The 12,654-nt window shown below is 60.3% G+C and carries 13 protein-coding genes; 3 read left to right on the top strand and 10 right to left on the bottom strand.

Going from position 1 to position 12,654, the window contains the following annotated elements:
• Positions 1-109: 109 nt before the first annotated feature.
• The 8 genes from NSO95_RS00470 to NSO95_RS00435 all read right to left on the bottom strand — a co-directional run bounded on the left by NSO95_RS00470 (position 110) and on the right by NSO95_RS00435 (position 8,459).
• Positions 110-637, bottom strand: coding sequence for a hypothetical protein (locus tag NSO95_RS00470; protein WP_257594169.1), 528 nt, complete (start codon positions 635-637; stop codon positions 110-112).
• On the bottom strand, positions 634-1,038 hold the full coding sequence (locus NSO95_RS00465; RefSeq protein WP_257594168.1) for a DUF2958 domain-containing protein: 405 nt from the start codon (positions 1,036-1,038) through the stop codon (positions 634-636). The genes NSO95_RS00470 and NSO95_RS00465 overlap by 4 nt, the downstream gene beginning before the upstream one ends.
• A 597-nt stretch (positions 1,039-1,635) precedes the next feature.
• A complete protein-coding gene (locus NSO95_RS00460; protein ID WP_257594167.1) occupies positions 1,636-3,063 on the bottom strand; it encodes a relaxase/mobilization nuclease domain-containing protein in 1,428 nt (475 codons plus the stop codon).
• Complete coding sequence (locus NSO95_RS00455) at positions 3,029-3,421, bottom strand: MobC family plasmid mobilization relaxosome protein (protein ID WP_257594166.1); 393 nt, start codon at positions 3,419-3,421, stop codon at positions 3,029-3,031. Before NSO95_RS00455 ends, NSO95_RS00460 begins: the two co-directional genes overlap by 35 nt.
• A gap of 517 nt (positions 3,422-3,938) precedes the next feature.
• Positions 3,939-4,595, bottom strand: coding sequence for an OmpA family protein (locus tag NSO95_RS00450; RefSeq protein ID WP_257594165.1), 657 nt, complete (start codon positions 4,593-4,595; stop codon positions 3,939-3,941).
• Between the two features lie 6 nt (positions 4,596-4,601).
• Positions 4,602-5,189 (bottom strand): hypothetical protein, encoded by a 588-nt coding sequence (locus NSO95_RS00445; RefSeq protein ID WP_257594164.1) that lies wholly within the window; start codon positions 5,187-5,189, stop codon positions 4,602-4,604.
• A complete protein-coding gene (locus tag NSO95_RS00440; RefSeq protein WP_257594163.1) occupies positions 5,164-7,779 on the bottom strand; it encodes a type IV secretory system conjugative DNA transfer family protein in 2,616 nt (871 codons plus the stop codon). The genes NSO95_RS00445 and NSO95_RS00440 overlap by 26 nt, the downstream gene beginning before the upstream one ends.
• Positions 7,776-8,459, bottom strand: a complete 684-nt coding sequence (locus tag NSO95_RS00435) for a hypothetical protein (protein ID WP_257594162.1) — start codon at positions 8,457-8,459, stop codon at positions 7,776-7,778. Before NSO95_RS00435 ends, NSO95_RS00440 begins: the two co-directional genes overlap by 4 nt.
• Before the next feature lie 99 nt (positions 8,460-8,558).
• Here NSO95_RS00435 and NSO95_RS00430 point away from each other — a divergent pair, with 99 nt between their 5' ends.
• Entirely contained in the window at positions 8,559-9,305 is a 747-nt protein-coding gene (locus tag NSO95_RS00430) for a hypothetical protein (protein WP_257594161.1), read from the top strand.
• A 189-nt stretch (positions 9,306-9,494) separates the two neighbouring features.
• The gene (locus NSO95_RS00425) at positions 9,495-9,707 is read left to right on the top strand and encodes a hypothetical protein (protein WP_257594160.1); all 213 of its coding nucleotides are present in this window, start codon (positions 9,495-9,497) and stop codon (positions 9,705-9,707) included.
• 1 nt (position 9,708) lies between these two features.
• On the opposite strand, the gene NSO95_RS00420 is transcribed toward NSO95_RS00425, so the two are convergent.
• Positions 9,709-11,196, bottom strand: a complete 1,488-nt coding sequence (locus tag NSO95_RS00420; protein ID WP_257594159.1) for a Fic family protein — start codon at positions 11,194-11,196, stop codon at positions 9,709-9,711.
• Positions 11,197-11,615: 419 nt separating this feature from the next.
• Here NSO95_RS00420 and NSO95_RS00415 point away from each other — a divergent pair, with 419 nt between their 5' ends.
• A complete protein-coding gene (locus tag NSO95_RS00415) occupies positions 11,616-11,987 on the top strand; it encodes a hypothetical protein (protein ID WP_257594158.1) in 372 nt (123 codons plus the stop codon).
• 99 nt (positions 11,988-12,086) lie between these two features.
• On the opposite strand, the gene NSO95_RS00410 is transcribed toward NSO95_RS00415, so the two are convergent.
• Positions 12,087-12,404 carry a hypothetical protein gene (locus tag NSO95_RS00410; protein ID WP_257594157.1) on the bottom strand — a complete coding sequence of 106 codons (318 nt, stop codon included), beginning with the start codon at positions 12,402-12,404 and terminating at the stop codon, positions 12,087-12,089.
• Positions 12,405-12,654 lie beyond the last annotated feature (250 nt).

Raw genomic sequence — 12,654 nt, 5'->3', positions numbered from 1 at the left:
GTGCCCTGTAAAGGGACGCTTTACAAGATAAATGTTCCCTACTTGTTCTAGCGCGAACGCGCCTGGCATTCGCTATACAATGCCAGAGCAGGGCAGTGCCCCGTATGGATCAAAAAAGGCTCATCTGGCGCGACGGCACCGCCTGGGCCTTCCAAGCAGACGATTTTGCTTCGTGATCCAGCCAATGCTGGACGAAGCTGGCGGCACCGCCATTGGCCTCCACCTCCGCGCAGCTAGTGAAATGCGAGCGATAGCCCGTTCCAGTTACGGGAAGTGGAGCCCGTTCGGGACGCAGGCTCTCCAGTTCGAGGTGAGCGACACTGCAGGCGTCGCCATCGTCAGACGAGCCGAGCCAATAGGGCGCGTAGCGAACCTCGATCAGAATGCCCTGCCATTCGATCTGCACGGTCTCGATGTACTCGACCCTGGACACAAGGTGGTCGTTGGGATGGGGAGCCTCTGCGATGTCGCCGACCTCGGCTGCCAGTCTGCCTTCGTCCAGATAATCCGCAAGAGCCTGCTCGGCCTCTTCGCGGGTGGTGAAGGTTTGCGGGCGCTCGGGCTGGCCGGGTTCGGTGATTGTCCAGGTGTTGATCCAACCATCAGCTATGGTGTTGGTGAGAATTTCCCAGCTCATGCCACAGCTTCCTGACGCTCAGCGTCGAGGTGAGCCTTGGCACCCTCAAGGCAGCGGTCATCGGTAACGATGCAGCCGGTACGGCGCGCCGCTCTGGCGTAAACCGACAGCGGATAATCGCCGCCAAAGTGGCGGTCGCGCTCGATCGGCAAACCGAACGGGCCGCGCAGATCGGCCAAGTCCGGCAGTGACACCCAGCCCAGCTCGGGTTCGCCGAGGTCGCAGAGACCGAAGGCCATGTCTTCGTTTTCCGGGTCGAGTTCGGTCAGCAGCCAGGTCGCATTGAAGTCTGGCGCGAAGAGCTTGACCACGGGCTTGAAGTCGATGCCGCCGCAGCGATCTGCGTTGGCCTTTCCGTTGGCGAGCATCCGCTCGCGCTGATCTTGGGTGATGAGTTTCATCGGTTCGTCCTCCTGTTTTGTGTTGATCCCCGAAGGGATGAGGACAGGCAGGCCGGGGCTGGGCGCGGCGTCACACAGGAAAATTGGGGGCACCTTCAGGGGGAGCCGAGGCTTCCTGTTGATCGCCGTGAGCGCACGGCTCCGGCAACAGTCCGACGATGAACCAAGGGGCAACACGGGGGAGGAAAACGGTCACGATCACCGTTCAGCGCAGCCATGGAGGCCGCAGGAAATTCCGGGCGCGGAATCTCGCCCGCAAGCGGCGGCGCGCAACCCGTGGCGATGGTTTTGGACGGGGCGCCAGCGGAGGCGCCAGAAACATCGACCCGAAATCCGCAGGTCTATCACCCCCTTCGGATGGGGCAGTCGAATCCGACAAAAAGCGGGATGTCACTTCGCTGCCGCTATCGCAGTCCGTGCTGGGTTTGAACTTCGGCGACGGGCGCGCAACCGCCATGAAGCGCGAAACCAGTTTAGGGATTGTCGCAAGCGCCACCTTGCGAATGAAACGCGACACTATCTTGCCGGTAGTGGGCACGAGGCGGGCAATCTGCCGTAGCAGCAGGCTCGGTTCTGATTGCAGGAAGCGCGAGCCCGTCAGCGTGCGCGGGGATCGCGCTCCGGTCCTTCGCGTTGCTGTGCTTCGGCCTCCTGACGGCGCTGTTCGTATTCGCGGACAAGCTGGCGCGCCCGTTCGTCGTCCTCGACGCGGCGCTTGAGGTCACGCTCCTGTTCGGCCAGCAGCGCAGCGCGCTCCCTGCCCTGTCGATCAATCAGGGCGTCGATTTCGACACGCTGGGCGGAATTAAGGTCGCTCACCATGATATGAACTTCATCATTGCGGCGATTATCAAAATCGGCAGCGCGGGCAGCTTCATCGGCGATACGCTGGACGCGGGCTTCCTCGTTCACTGCCTCGCGGATTGAGCGCCACAACCGCTCGACGCCGCCCGGCTCCTGCGGGCGTTCCTTGATCGCGCGCGCCGCCTGTTCGCGGGCGAAGGTGTCGATGGCCTTGTCTGCTGCGGCCTGCTGGTTTTCCTGCAGGGTTTCGACCTCGCGGGCATGGCGCTGTTCCTGCTCTTTCAGCTCGGTGCCGTGGCGCTCGATGATGGCTTGGCGCAGTGCCTCGATCTGTTTGCGGTCACCTTCCGAGTGCTGTGGTGGCGCGTCGAGAGCTGGCTTATCGGACACCGGCTCGGTTGCGAGGATTGCCTCTCGCACGGCTGCGCGCGCCTCCTTTACTGTAGGAAGGCTCTCGGCGTCGATGTCGGCCATGAAGGCGCGCAGGTCTTTTGCGCCAATGCCGGGAAGCTGGCGGCCAAGGCTATGCACTTTGGCGTCGGCATCCAGCAGCACGAAGTCGCGACGGTCGCCACGCGCCAGCACATACCCTGCATCTTCCAGTGCCGCCTTGAAGGCAGAACCGCTGTCCGATGCTTCAAACAGGCTCCTGATCTCGTCTTTGCGGGCGCGATGATCAAACTCCCCCCGCTCGGCCTGTTGCCATTCATCGTGTCGGATCTCGGCGGTGGGCATGTCGGGCTGGGCGTCCCGGTCGCGCTTCGCATGTTTGCCGGGAACGTGCTCATGGCCAAACTCCAGCTCTAAACGGAGGCTGGCGCGCTCATGTGCCAGAAAATTATGACCATCACTCTTGAGGGTCATGGTGTCGATGTCAGTACGCGCCCAAACGACATGGATGTGCTCGCGCCCGTTCTTTTCGTGCATCACCACCGCGCGGGGCTGGCCGGTGAAACCAAGTTCCTCCTCCAGTACGTCCACGGCACGGAACCACTGCTCCTCGGTCATCTGGTATTTGGCAGCGGGGTCAATGTTGGCGTGATAGAGGCCTTTTCGGCCTCGGGTGCCTTCGGCGAGGGTCTGCCAGTCCTCGAACGCTTCGGTTGGCGAGGACGCCGGGGATTCCAGTTGCAGGATACGGACGCGCTCATTGGTGTCCGTGCGAGCCAGGTGGCGACCTAGCTGGTTAGGTGCCGCTCGGCTTGCGCCCTTGATGATCACCGGATGGCTCCTTGCCGAGCGCCACGAATATCGCGTCGCGCAGGGGAAGATAGGACGCCAGCGCCTCACGCAGCTCGGGAAGGTCGATGTCCTCCCCGGTGTTTAAGGAACGGGCGATCTGATTGAGGTTGTTCCCGACGCGACCCAGCTCCCCCAAGAGCTGGCGTATGGCGACGTGATCGACGGGAGGCCTCCGGCGGGCGCGGACGCCGGGGTCTTTCAGTGCGGCTGCCCGCACGAAAGCGCCCATGGCCAAACCGGCACGGGAGGATAATTCTTCAAGGTTACGGCGCTCGTCATCGGTCACGCGTACCGTGACGGTCAGTGTCCGTTGCCGCTTGTCCGTTCCGCTTGCCACCCACCCTCCTGTAATGAAGGGTTCCAAGGGTCCGCCTTGGTCGGTGCAGGCTGAAATGCCTGCCGGGGGGCCGGGGTTCGCAATCCCCGGTCTGGTTTCCAAAGGGCACGAAGGCTCTTTGGTCGAAGCCGCTGGCGAACAGCGGTCATGGGTTCCAAGGGAGAATGAAATCTCCTTTGGCGAGGTCGATGTCATGCCCGCCTTCGCGGGATGGCAGCGACCCGTCCAGGGTGCATGGGGAGGGAAGTCCCCTGCTCTGGAGGTTCCACAGGAGGGCACGAAGGCTCTCCTTGGTCTGGGGATGCAACGGGGATGAAATAACCCCTTGCCAAGCCGCGCGGTGTTACCGCGCATGGCTTGCATCACCTGATATTATCATATCATGGAATCGGCGCGTCAGTCCAATGGCCTGACGCGCCTCGGACTGATGCAGCGGTGCTGCATCGCGTTGCGACATTATACCACGATTCGGTTCGACGGAGCAGAAAGATACTTCTGCTGGTATGGGTGTGGCGGATCAGCTTGCTGGATCGGATGCCGGTTGCGGGACAGCAACGATCTCGATCTCCACCCTGCGGTTCTGCGCGCGACCCGCCGATGTGGCATTGTCGGCATATGGACTATCTGCCGCAACAGGCGGCGCCAAGGTGACTCGGTTGGGGGCAATGGAGCGGCTGGTCAGGAATTGCCGGACGTTCGCCGCTCGCGCCTCCGCGAGACGCTCGTTCAGATCGGCGGAGCCGGTACCATCGGTATATGAGCGGATAACTGCTGTGGCTTGAGGGTTGTCCATCAACACTCGAAAGGCATTGGCCAGGCTTGACCCTGACTCTGTTTTGGGGATCGAAACGCCGCTGTCAAAATAGGCCGGAAAGACAGCAACCTTCAGCGGGGAAGGTGTCTCAGCGGGCGACTGAATGTGTCGGGATTCTTCAAGTTCAAGCGCTGCTAGTGTTGCCCAGGCGCTGACGCTGGCGGCAAGTGCCCCAACAACTGCTGCGGCCGCGATGATAGCGGCTCCAATCCCCTGTTGGGCTGAGAGGCGGATTTTGGCTTCCGTCTCAAGCTTCGCGCCGTGCCAATAGAGCTGGCCGTCCTTAATGGTCAGGTAGTCAAGACCTTCTTGCCCTATCCGGTCGTGACCCGGAGGCGGAGGCGGAGGTCTCGTCGCCATATCAGCCTACTTCGCCCTCATACCCTTAAGGTCGGATCTTATTTCCTTTAGAATACCTTTAATATCGGAAAATTCTTTATCGCTCTTTTTGCCAATCTTAGAAATTCCAGCGGACAAATGTGTAAATAACGGAGTAAGGGTGTCGTTCATGACGGACTTTGTTCCACGACGAATGGAGCTTTCTGTTCCTTCAATGTTTTCTATTTTCTTCTTCATCGTTTCATATTGCTTTAAATCATCCAAAATATCAACTCTGAGAAATCCTCGAATTTGATTTCTCTTTGGATTCATAGTGATCTTGCCCTTATAATTCTGGCTCAGCATTGTCCGCAGCAAGGCGACCAGAAGGATATGGAAATTCTCTAGCGCCCATGCGGTCGCCTCGTTTTTATCGACTTTGGCAATTTCAGAGATAGTGGCCGCCGTTTCCTGCGCGAAAACCACCTTATCTGCGTTCTGAACTGCAATCTCAACGACGTCCTCATCGGAGCCTTCTGCTTCTCGTCTGACAGGGTCGAGTCGCCATCCAATCCCTTGGATCGCGTCCACCAAGTCCAGCCCGCTCACATCAAACAGTAATCTGGTCGAAGTCATGTTTCAGCGCCACCACATCCTGCCGCGCCAATCCGGCGCGTTGTACATGAGCGTATGCGTGCCAACGCCCCATCGCAATGAAATCAGCCGGAGTAAGCGCGGGCGACATGGCGTTGCCCTCAGTCCGGTAGCGCCTGTCCAAATCCTCCTGCCGCCACGCCGCCTGCTGCCGGGCACCGAGCGCCGCAAGCTGGGTGGCCTGATCTGTCGCCTCTGGCACGAAACGCATGTCCGGCGCGTAGGTCGGCTGGGCGGTGGCGGTGCCGATGCTGGCACGACGGATGAAGCCCATAGCAGCCCTGAAATACTCGCCCGCCCCTCCTGCGCCCTCCGGCGCTGCGTCATCACCCAGCGGCAGAAATGGCGTCCAGCCGCTAACCAGCTCACGCTGTTCCAGGCTTTCCCACTGGCCATCGCCGAAGACGCGGTTGCGCTCGAACTCGCCCGCCAGCCAGCAGGCATAAGAGACCGTGGCCTGATCTTCGCTGCGCAGAAATATCTTGCTGCGCGACTGTTGCATGAAGTTCTCGGCGGCGCGGTCGCCCATAGCCTGCGTAAGTGCTGCGACGGTCTGGGTGGCGAATACCCCCGCCAAACCCGTCGAACGGGCGACGTTCCAAAACGTCGCATCGCTCAGGCCTGACGCAGGATCAACGGTCGCCAATTCCTGAACTTCGTCCATCATGACGAGGCAGGGGTTTGCCTGCGGGTTGCCGCCGGATTTCTTCAAGGCGGCCTCGCGCAGCCGCGCCTCTCGATAGAGGACAGTTTTGAGCAGGATGGCGACAAGCCGCGCAGGCAGGCCGTCGTCCAGCGTATTCAGGGTAATGAGGGCGATCTTGCCATTCAGCGGAGCATCGAGACTGGCGGTATGCTCGTCCTGCCCGCTGATGAACCGTTCCCGCAGGACGGTAGCGCCCGCAAAACCATCCATGAGCTGCGAGATATTGGCGACAATCCCCGTCTTGGTATCCTTGGCCATGTCAGGCCAGACTTCGGTCAGATAGCCAAGAGTGGCAGCGATGTCCGCGCCAGCGAAGAGCGAGAGGCGGTCGGCATGGCGCAGGTGCGCCTCGGTATCGCCCGCCTTGTGGGCGGCATCCATGTCTGCAAGGCAGGCTGTGGTTGCCCGGTTGATCGCTTCGATGGCCGGTTTCAGGCGCTTTTCGTCCAACGCTGCCTGATATGCCCACCACAGACTGTAGGGGTTGAGCTGTTTGGCTGCGGCCTCGCCCTCGGGCGTGGCACCATAGGCGCGCCCGACGGTCAGCAGGTGGCGCATGACATTGGCCGCCATATCCGGCCAGAAGCTGTCGCCACTCGCGCCTCCTATCTGGCTGAGCACCGAGCGCAGCACGGCGGCAATATGGCTGGGGGCGAGTTTGGCAGTGACATTGACCCCGAGATCGCCTGCGCCCGTTCCGATGCGAAGCACGTCTTTAGTCCGTCCAGCCTCGGTCGCGATCTTCTCCGCGTCGTGCCACAGGACGCCCTTGGCGTCGGTGACGTAAGCGCCGAAGTTGGGCTGTTCGAGAACCTGCCGCAGCAGGGGTTTCAGGATGGCGGTGGTCTTGCCGTCGCCCGTGCCGCCAAAGACCAGCACATGCTGGAACAGCGATTCCCGGTCGAGCGCGAGCGTCTGCCCTTTGACCGGCGCGGCAAGGTCGCCGCGCAGACGAAACGTGCCAGTCCCCTCACCCACGGCGAAGAGCGGCGACCCCTGCAAGTATCCCGTGGCTTGTCCGACCTGACGCACATAGCCGGTGTGCGCGATTTCCCGCGCTTCGGCGCGGTATGGCCAACGCACATGCGCGTCTTTGGAGAGGATTTCATAGGGAGCAGCAGAGCTTTTACGCCAATGCTCGATCATCATCACCGCGACGGCGATACCGATCCCGATGGCGATGAGGAGCCAGGCGATGATCAGCATGATGATCATCATCGCGCCGCCGCCTATTGCATCAAACCAATTGGCGGCCACATCCTGCCAGACCGACCAGCCCGAAACATGGACGGGCGCTTCGCCGGGGAACTGCTCCAGCAGCACAGGGGCAGCGGTTTCACGCGGAGCGGAAGCGCCGCGCCAGAGGAAGAACAGCACTGGCTGTGCCACAAGCGCAATCAACGTCGCGGTCAGGCCGCATTGCCCTGCGGCTCTTGTCATACCAACACTGAAATGGCGGTCGGCCATCCATGGGATGTCCTGTCCGCCGATCAGCTTTCCATCCTCCCACAAGGGGCGGCGAATGTCGTCCGGCACTTCGCTGTAGAGGAAGGGGTAACGGTTTTCCGGCCACATGGCTCTGGCAACGGCCTCACGGTCGCCAGCGGGCAAGCCAACTTTTCGTGTTCCGAGGCGTTCGACGCCCGCCGCGAACTGATCCATGATGCGAGCAAGCGCGGGTACGCGCGCGCAGAGCCATGCAACCGGCTTCCACAATGCGAGCGATGCGAAACCCAGCACGAACAGTGCGAAGGCCGGGATTAGGTTGAGAATGGCGAAGATGATCTTGCGGGTGAAGGGGATCAACAACAAGATCAGCAGCGTGATAGCGCCGATGGCATAGGCTAGGACAGGAAGCCCGGTCATGGCTGCACCTCGAAGGCCTGCGACGGCAACAGCCCGCTCATCGTGTTCGGGATGGCCGCCGGGTCAACGGCGTTTTCGCCGCAGGGCTGTGCCCCCGGAACGGCGAGACACTGATATGTCCAGCCGGGTCCGTCTCGATCGCGCCAGATCCAGGATGCTTCCGGCCTGCGGAATATCCAGAAGCTGCGCCGCAGTTCGGGCGGCGCATTATACCCCGGCACCTGATAGGCGACGTTGACGTAAGCTCCGACAAGAATGGTTCTGCCGTCTTCAACGGCATGAATCGTGTTCGCAGGCCAATTGGCCTGCCAGAAATTCTCTGCGTTCTCGACGGTTACGGCGGCGGGAAGGCTTTCGTTCTGGTTCAGATTTTCAAGGGCAGCGACGAGCGACATCTGCAAGTCGTCAGGTGTCAGCGCTTCTTCGGTTTGTGACGGTAGGTTCGCTATCGCCTCGGCATTGTTCTGAAGAAAGGCGCTAACGGCGTTGCGCTGAGCTGCCGCGAACGTGGCCTTGGCATCATAAACCCTGTGGGACGACTGCGACTCCGGCAGTGATCTGGCCAAAACCGCGCCTAGAACAATCGTGCCGATGGCTGCGCCGAGCAGTACCGGCAGCGCCTTGCGCCAGCGAGCGGCGCGGACATGGCCTTCGGTTACGAGTAATTCCCACTGAGACATGGCGAGTCCCTCCTCCTCGCGTATCAATCAGGGACAGTATGCCAAGTTATGCCCTCAAGCGAATTGTATTCGTTCGGATCGAACACGAAATTCTCAGACATGTTCAGAGTTGCCCATGAATCTCCGCTCCGGAAACCGCCGCAGCCTGTCTCAGAGCGGCAAATTATTTTTCTGGATGGCATCAGATACAGTGCAGATATGGCGGGCATCGCTATTGATCGCCTGTGGCGGCAACTATGCTTCATCGACAGCACCGAAGAGACCATTGAAAATCATCACATCGCCGAGGCGGCGCTGGATGCGTGGTCAATCATTGATGCCGCACACCGCATGTCCGATCTGATCGAAAACCTCCCCGGTCTTCCGAATTCCGACTGGCGGCGGGTCTTCCGGCACCGCGTCGAAGATGCGCTGGAACTCCGGGACATGTGGCAGCATCCGGTCGGCGAAGCCGCTAAGGTCGTCGAAGAACGAGGGCAGGCGTGGGGGGCGCTTTCGTGGATGAAGCACGAAGAAAACAGACCGACAGGCCGCTGGTTTCTCGCCGTTATCGGCAGCGACTTCAAGGGCAGCAGCTGGATATTTGCGGGACCCGCCAAGGCGATCCCGCGCGTCAGCACACGAAGAATCCGCCTTATTCATATGGGGAAGCACGTTTACCTCGCCCGGCTTGTTCGGGACATGGTTGAGGCACTGCGTCACCTCGAAGACGACATTGCGAACAAGCGCCTTCGCCTTGTCGGTGAGGCCGTGAATCAGGAGCGCAGCAGCGACTGGATCATGGAGTGCTCGATCATGGCAGTCGTTTCGGTCGATCCGGCTCAACAGCCATCAATTGGCGATTAAACCCTCCCGTCCTGCCCCTTGTCCATTCGCAGCCTTCTATATCTGCATCCTCGCAGGGGATTCGCCTCTGCGCCGCAAGCCTGACGGCTTCTCCACTCCGTTCCGCCGGGTGCGGCGCGGCGAACGCCCTGCTCTCTGTCTGCACATGAAGGCCGCGATGGTCGCGGTTCAGGGACGGGGAGAAACATCATGTCGCAATTCATCGCCATCTACGAACTCGACGGTCTGAACGAACAGGAACTGCGCGCGCTCTACGCCCGCATCATCAGCGATCTGCGCCGGGTTGGCCAATCCGCCCAGGACTGCCCGCATATCTCCGCCACATTACGCAATATCGAAGCTGCACTGCTGCGCCTGCAACAGCGCCCGAAGCCCCGCGCGCCGAAAGCGCCGGGCTTTTGACCTAGCCGGTGGCGTCGGTTTTGTGGAATTTGAGCTTCGCATCTTCGCCTTCTGCAAAGGCGTCAGTTTCCTCAAGCATCGTGCGCGCGCGCTCGAAGGTGCTCCAGTCGATCCCCAGCGTATATCCTTGCGCGGCGCCCAACATACGGATCAGCGGTTCCGTGCGGCCATTCTTTGAGAATGCCTTGAGCGCCCCGAGATAGTCGGTGCGGTAGGCCGTAGGTATAATGATCCTTTCCTCACCGCCTGCCACGAGTTCGGCGTTCATCATGATGCGTCCGGCGCGGCCGTTTCCATCTGCGAAGGGATGAACTTCGCTGACCAGCATCATCATGAACGCGGCCTTCTGGAACGGCTCTTCGAGCGCCCGATAGAACTCGAACCCTTTTTCGAGTGTGCCGTTCACAAGCTCGGGCGCAACGAAGACAGTTGCCCCGGCCTGATTTCCTTTGGATTTGTAGATGCCCGGATTCTTGTCGGGGCGCGCTTCCATGATAGTCGCGTGGCGGCGCCGCAGCAGCAGTTCGAATTGTTCGAGGGTTGCGGGAACCGTACTCATTTCGCTGGTATCGGAAACGATGCGGAATGTGCCCAGAACGTCATGGGCGTCTTCTGGCCGTTCTGTCGGGATCGCGCCCTCAAAAACGATCTCGCGCGCCTCTCCGACAGTAAATTCCGTGCCTTCGATGAAGTTGGAAAAGTAGGCTTCAAAGAAGGCCAGGTTGGCATTGGCTTCGCTGTCTCGGGCGGGTGCGGGGCGCGGTGTCGGGATCGTTTCCCGAAGCCCGGCGAACAGCGCTTCAAAAAGCGCAACCCGGTCGGGATCGAAGGGCTGGCCAGCGGCGCGCGCCTTGCCAGCAGTGCTTTCGATCTTTGCCTCTCGCGTTCCGAGGAATGCGCCGATGAGGTCGTTCAGTTCCTCAAATTCTTTTTCCAGTTCCAGCTTCGGCGCGATGGCGCGGGCGTCGTCGCGCAGCTTGTTCAGCGCGCCTTCGCCCTGGCGACGAACCAGCGCATCGAGGCGCTGTTCTATTTCCTCGCGCGAAAGTGTGCGCGGAACGCGGCCACCGCGCGCGCGCGAGCCGCGCATATTCTCAAGATAGGCGCGGGGTGTGGAGGCCAGCCGTGCACCGCCGACGAAGGGGCTGTCGGTTTCGATAGCACCAGCACCCGTGCGCGGGCGGAGCGTTATTCCCGGCAGTTCGACTTCCCGCCTCTTCTCCGACACGAGGAAGACAGACCCATCCTCTGCGGGTTTGTTTTCCAGCGCCGTGCGATCGGTGATGAGGGCATCGGGGTAGTAGCTGGTGATGAGGTGATACCAGTTGCGGCGAACCAGCCGTTCGGGCTCTTCCGTGAGATTGCGGGTGTAGAGGCGCGAGCCGAGTTTGCGCAGTTCTCCGCGAGCGACGGCCTCGTAAACGGCCTTCGATATGGCTGTGTCCGAAACGAACACCTCTGGATATGCCTTGACTGAAAATTCGGACATTAGGACTGCCTCTCAAAGCCAGTTTACCGAATTTTCGGTGATTAAGGAAGAGAAATACCGAATAATCGCGCCTTATCCTCTTCGAGAGGGTCGAATTTGGTGATTAGGGCGGGGTTAAAAGGGCAGCCAGCGGAATTATCGGGGACTATGCGCGCATTTTTCGGAAAAATTGAGACTTAAGGGGTGTGGCGGCCGAAAGGCTGCCACATATGCGCCAGGGAGCGTTGCCCGAATGGGAGAAAACCGCCCCGCGCCAGTGCGCGCGCGGAAAGCGCGCGGTGGGTTCGGTCGCGTAAGCGATAGCGCCCGGCCTGAAGGGGGCGTCCAAAACGCAACAAAATTATCTTCTGTCTGTGATTCAATCAGAGTGCAGTCACGGTGCAGTGACGACTCCCTCCTGCCCGTCAGAAACGGATCATATGGACAAGTGGCTTCCCGCAGAAGACTTCATCGAGGCTGACGTCATTCGCTGGACTGAAGGCATCTTTGACAGCCGCCGCAAAGGCAAGGCTCAGCGCATTGGCGAGCGACTGGTCGCAGCCGAAGTGCTGCACAAGGGCGATGATGGGTGGGTGAAGCTCTTGGTTCGCTCCTGCACGATCACGAAAGACGAGATCGCTGGCAAATCTGCACAGACACTCAAGGCGGGTGTCCAGATACGCCGTGGCATCAAGACAATCCTGCGGGGCAAGCCGACGCGGCTATTGTGGGATGATGAAAGCGCGCGGGTGGCGGTGCTGGCCAGCAAGCCCGTTAAGTCACGCTTTGCGCCACGGATGGACGAGACGTAAGTTCGGATAGCTGCGCCAAATATATCCCTTGTAGAATGCGATGACCGGCACCCGTTCAGGAGTCCAAACCGTCGAATCAGAAACAGTAGAACGCACTCATCACCCCATTGATGCTATCCCCAGCCCCAGAACGATCAGGATTATAGCCGCAGTGATAGCCACCCTGGCAAACCCTCTAAACAACCCAATCCCAGCTTCACCTGCGACCGCCCCGCCTTCGCTCTCGTAAACGACCACGCCATGTTCATTAGTGCGGCGAATCTGCTTCGCTCGCAGACGAAAACCCAGCACAGAAACCACTGCAATCAATGCAATGCCTGCTGCGATCAAGAGTACACCTTGATCTTCTGGATGAAGTCCTGCGAACCAACCCTGCACAACATCAACTGGCCCCTGTCTCTGCTCTGCCCCAAACATATGCTCTCCCGAGTCTACAGCGAATGCTCCGAGTTCCGTTATCGATTAGCTCAATCGACCTGAGGTATCCACTCGAAATCCCTTTCGAGAGTCGGACAGCACTAGGCGGCCTTAGACAAGCCGGGATACCCTCTCCAAAGCTGCATGCCAGATGAGGCGGGAGTTCACAGAGCTCCAACAAATAGATCATCGGAGATTGCGATGACCGGCTCCCGTTCAGGAGCCCAAGAGGCCACCGGCCTTGCCTGTT

It is taken from the genome of Parerythrobacter lacustris, assembly GCF_024626475.1.
In the GTDB taxonomy this organism is placed as follows: domain Bacteria; phylum Pseudomonadota; class Alphaproteobacteria; order Sphingomonadales; family Sphingomonadaceae; genus Parerythrobacter_A; species Parerythrobacter_A lacustris.
The sequence above is the reverse complement of the archived record's forward strand: the minus strand, read 5'-3'. Positions and strand labels throughout refer to the sequence as shown.

Bases quoted from the DNA above. Each gene is read 5' to 3' on its own strand.
- NSO95_RS00440 (WP_257594163.1), bottom strand. From the start codon at position 7,779: ATGACCGGGCTTCCTGTCCTAGCCTATGCCATCGGCGCTATCACGCTG.
- NSO95_RS00430 (WP_257594161.1), top strand. From the start codon at position 8,559: ATGTTCAGAGTTGCCCATGAATCTCCGCTCCGGAAACCGCCGCAGCCT.
- NSO95_RS00470 (WP_257594169.1), bottom strand. From the start codon at position 637: ATGAGCTGGGAAATTCTCACCAACACCATAGCTGATGGTTGGATCAAC.
- NSO95_RS00450 (WP_257594165.1), bottom strand. From the start codon at position 4,595: ATGGCGACGAGACCTCCGCCTCCGCCTCCGGGTCACGACCGGATAGGG.
- NSO95_RS00435 (WP_257594162.1), bottom strand. From the start codon at position 8,459: ATGTCTCAGTGGGAATTACTCGTAACCGAAGGCCATGTCCGCGCCGCT.
- NSO95_RS00425 (WP_257594160.1), top strand. From the start codon at position 9,495: ATGTCGCAATTCATCGCCATCTACGAACTCGACGGTCTGAACGAACAG.
- NSO95_RS00420 (WP_257594159.1), bottom strand. From the start codon at position 11,196: ATGTCCGAATTTTCAGTCAAGGCATATCCAGAGGTGTTCGTTTCGGAC.
- NSO95_RS00410 (WP_257594157.1), bottom strand. From the start codon at position 12,404: ATGTTTGGGGCAGAGCAGAGACAGGGGCCAGTTGATGTTGTGCAGGGT.
- NSO95_RS00415 (WP_257594158.1), top strand. From the start codon at position 11,616: ATGGACAAGTGGCTTCCCGCAGAAGACTTCATCGAGGCTGACGTCATT.
- NSO95_RS00445 (WP_257594164.1), bottom strand. From the start codon at position 5,189: ATGACTTCGACCAGATTACTGTTTGATGTGAGCGGGCTGGACTTGGTG.
- NSO95_RS00465 (WP_257594168.1), bottom strand. From the start codon at position 1,038: ATGAAACTCATCACCCAAGATCAGCGCGAGCGGATGCTCGCCAACGGA.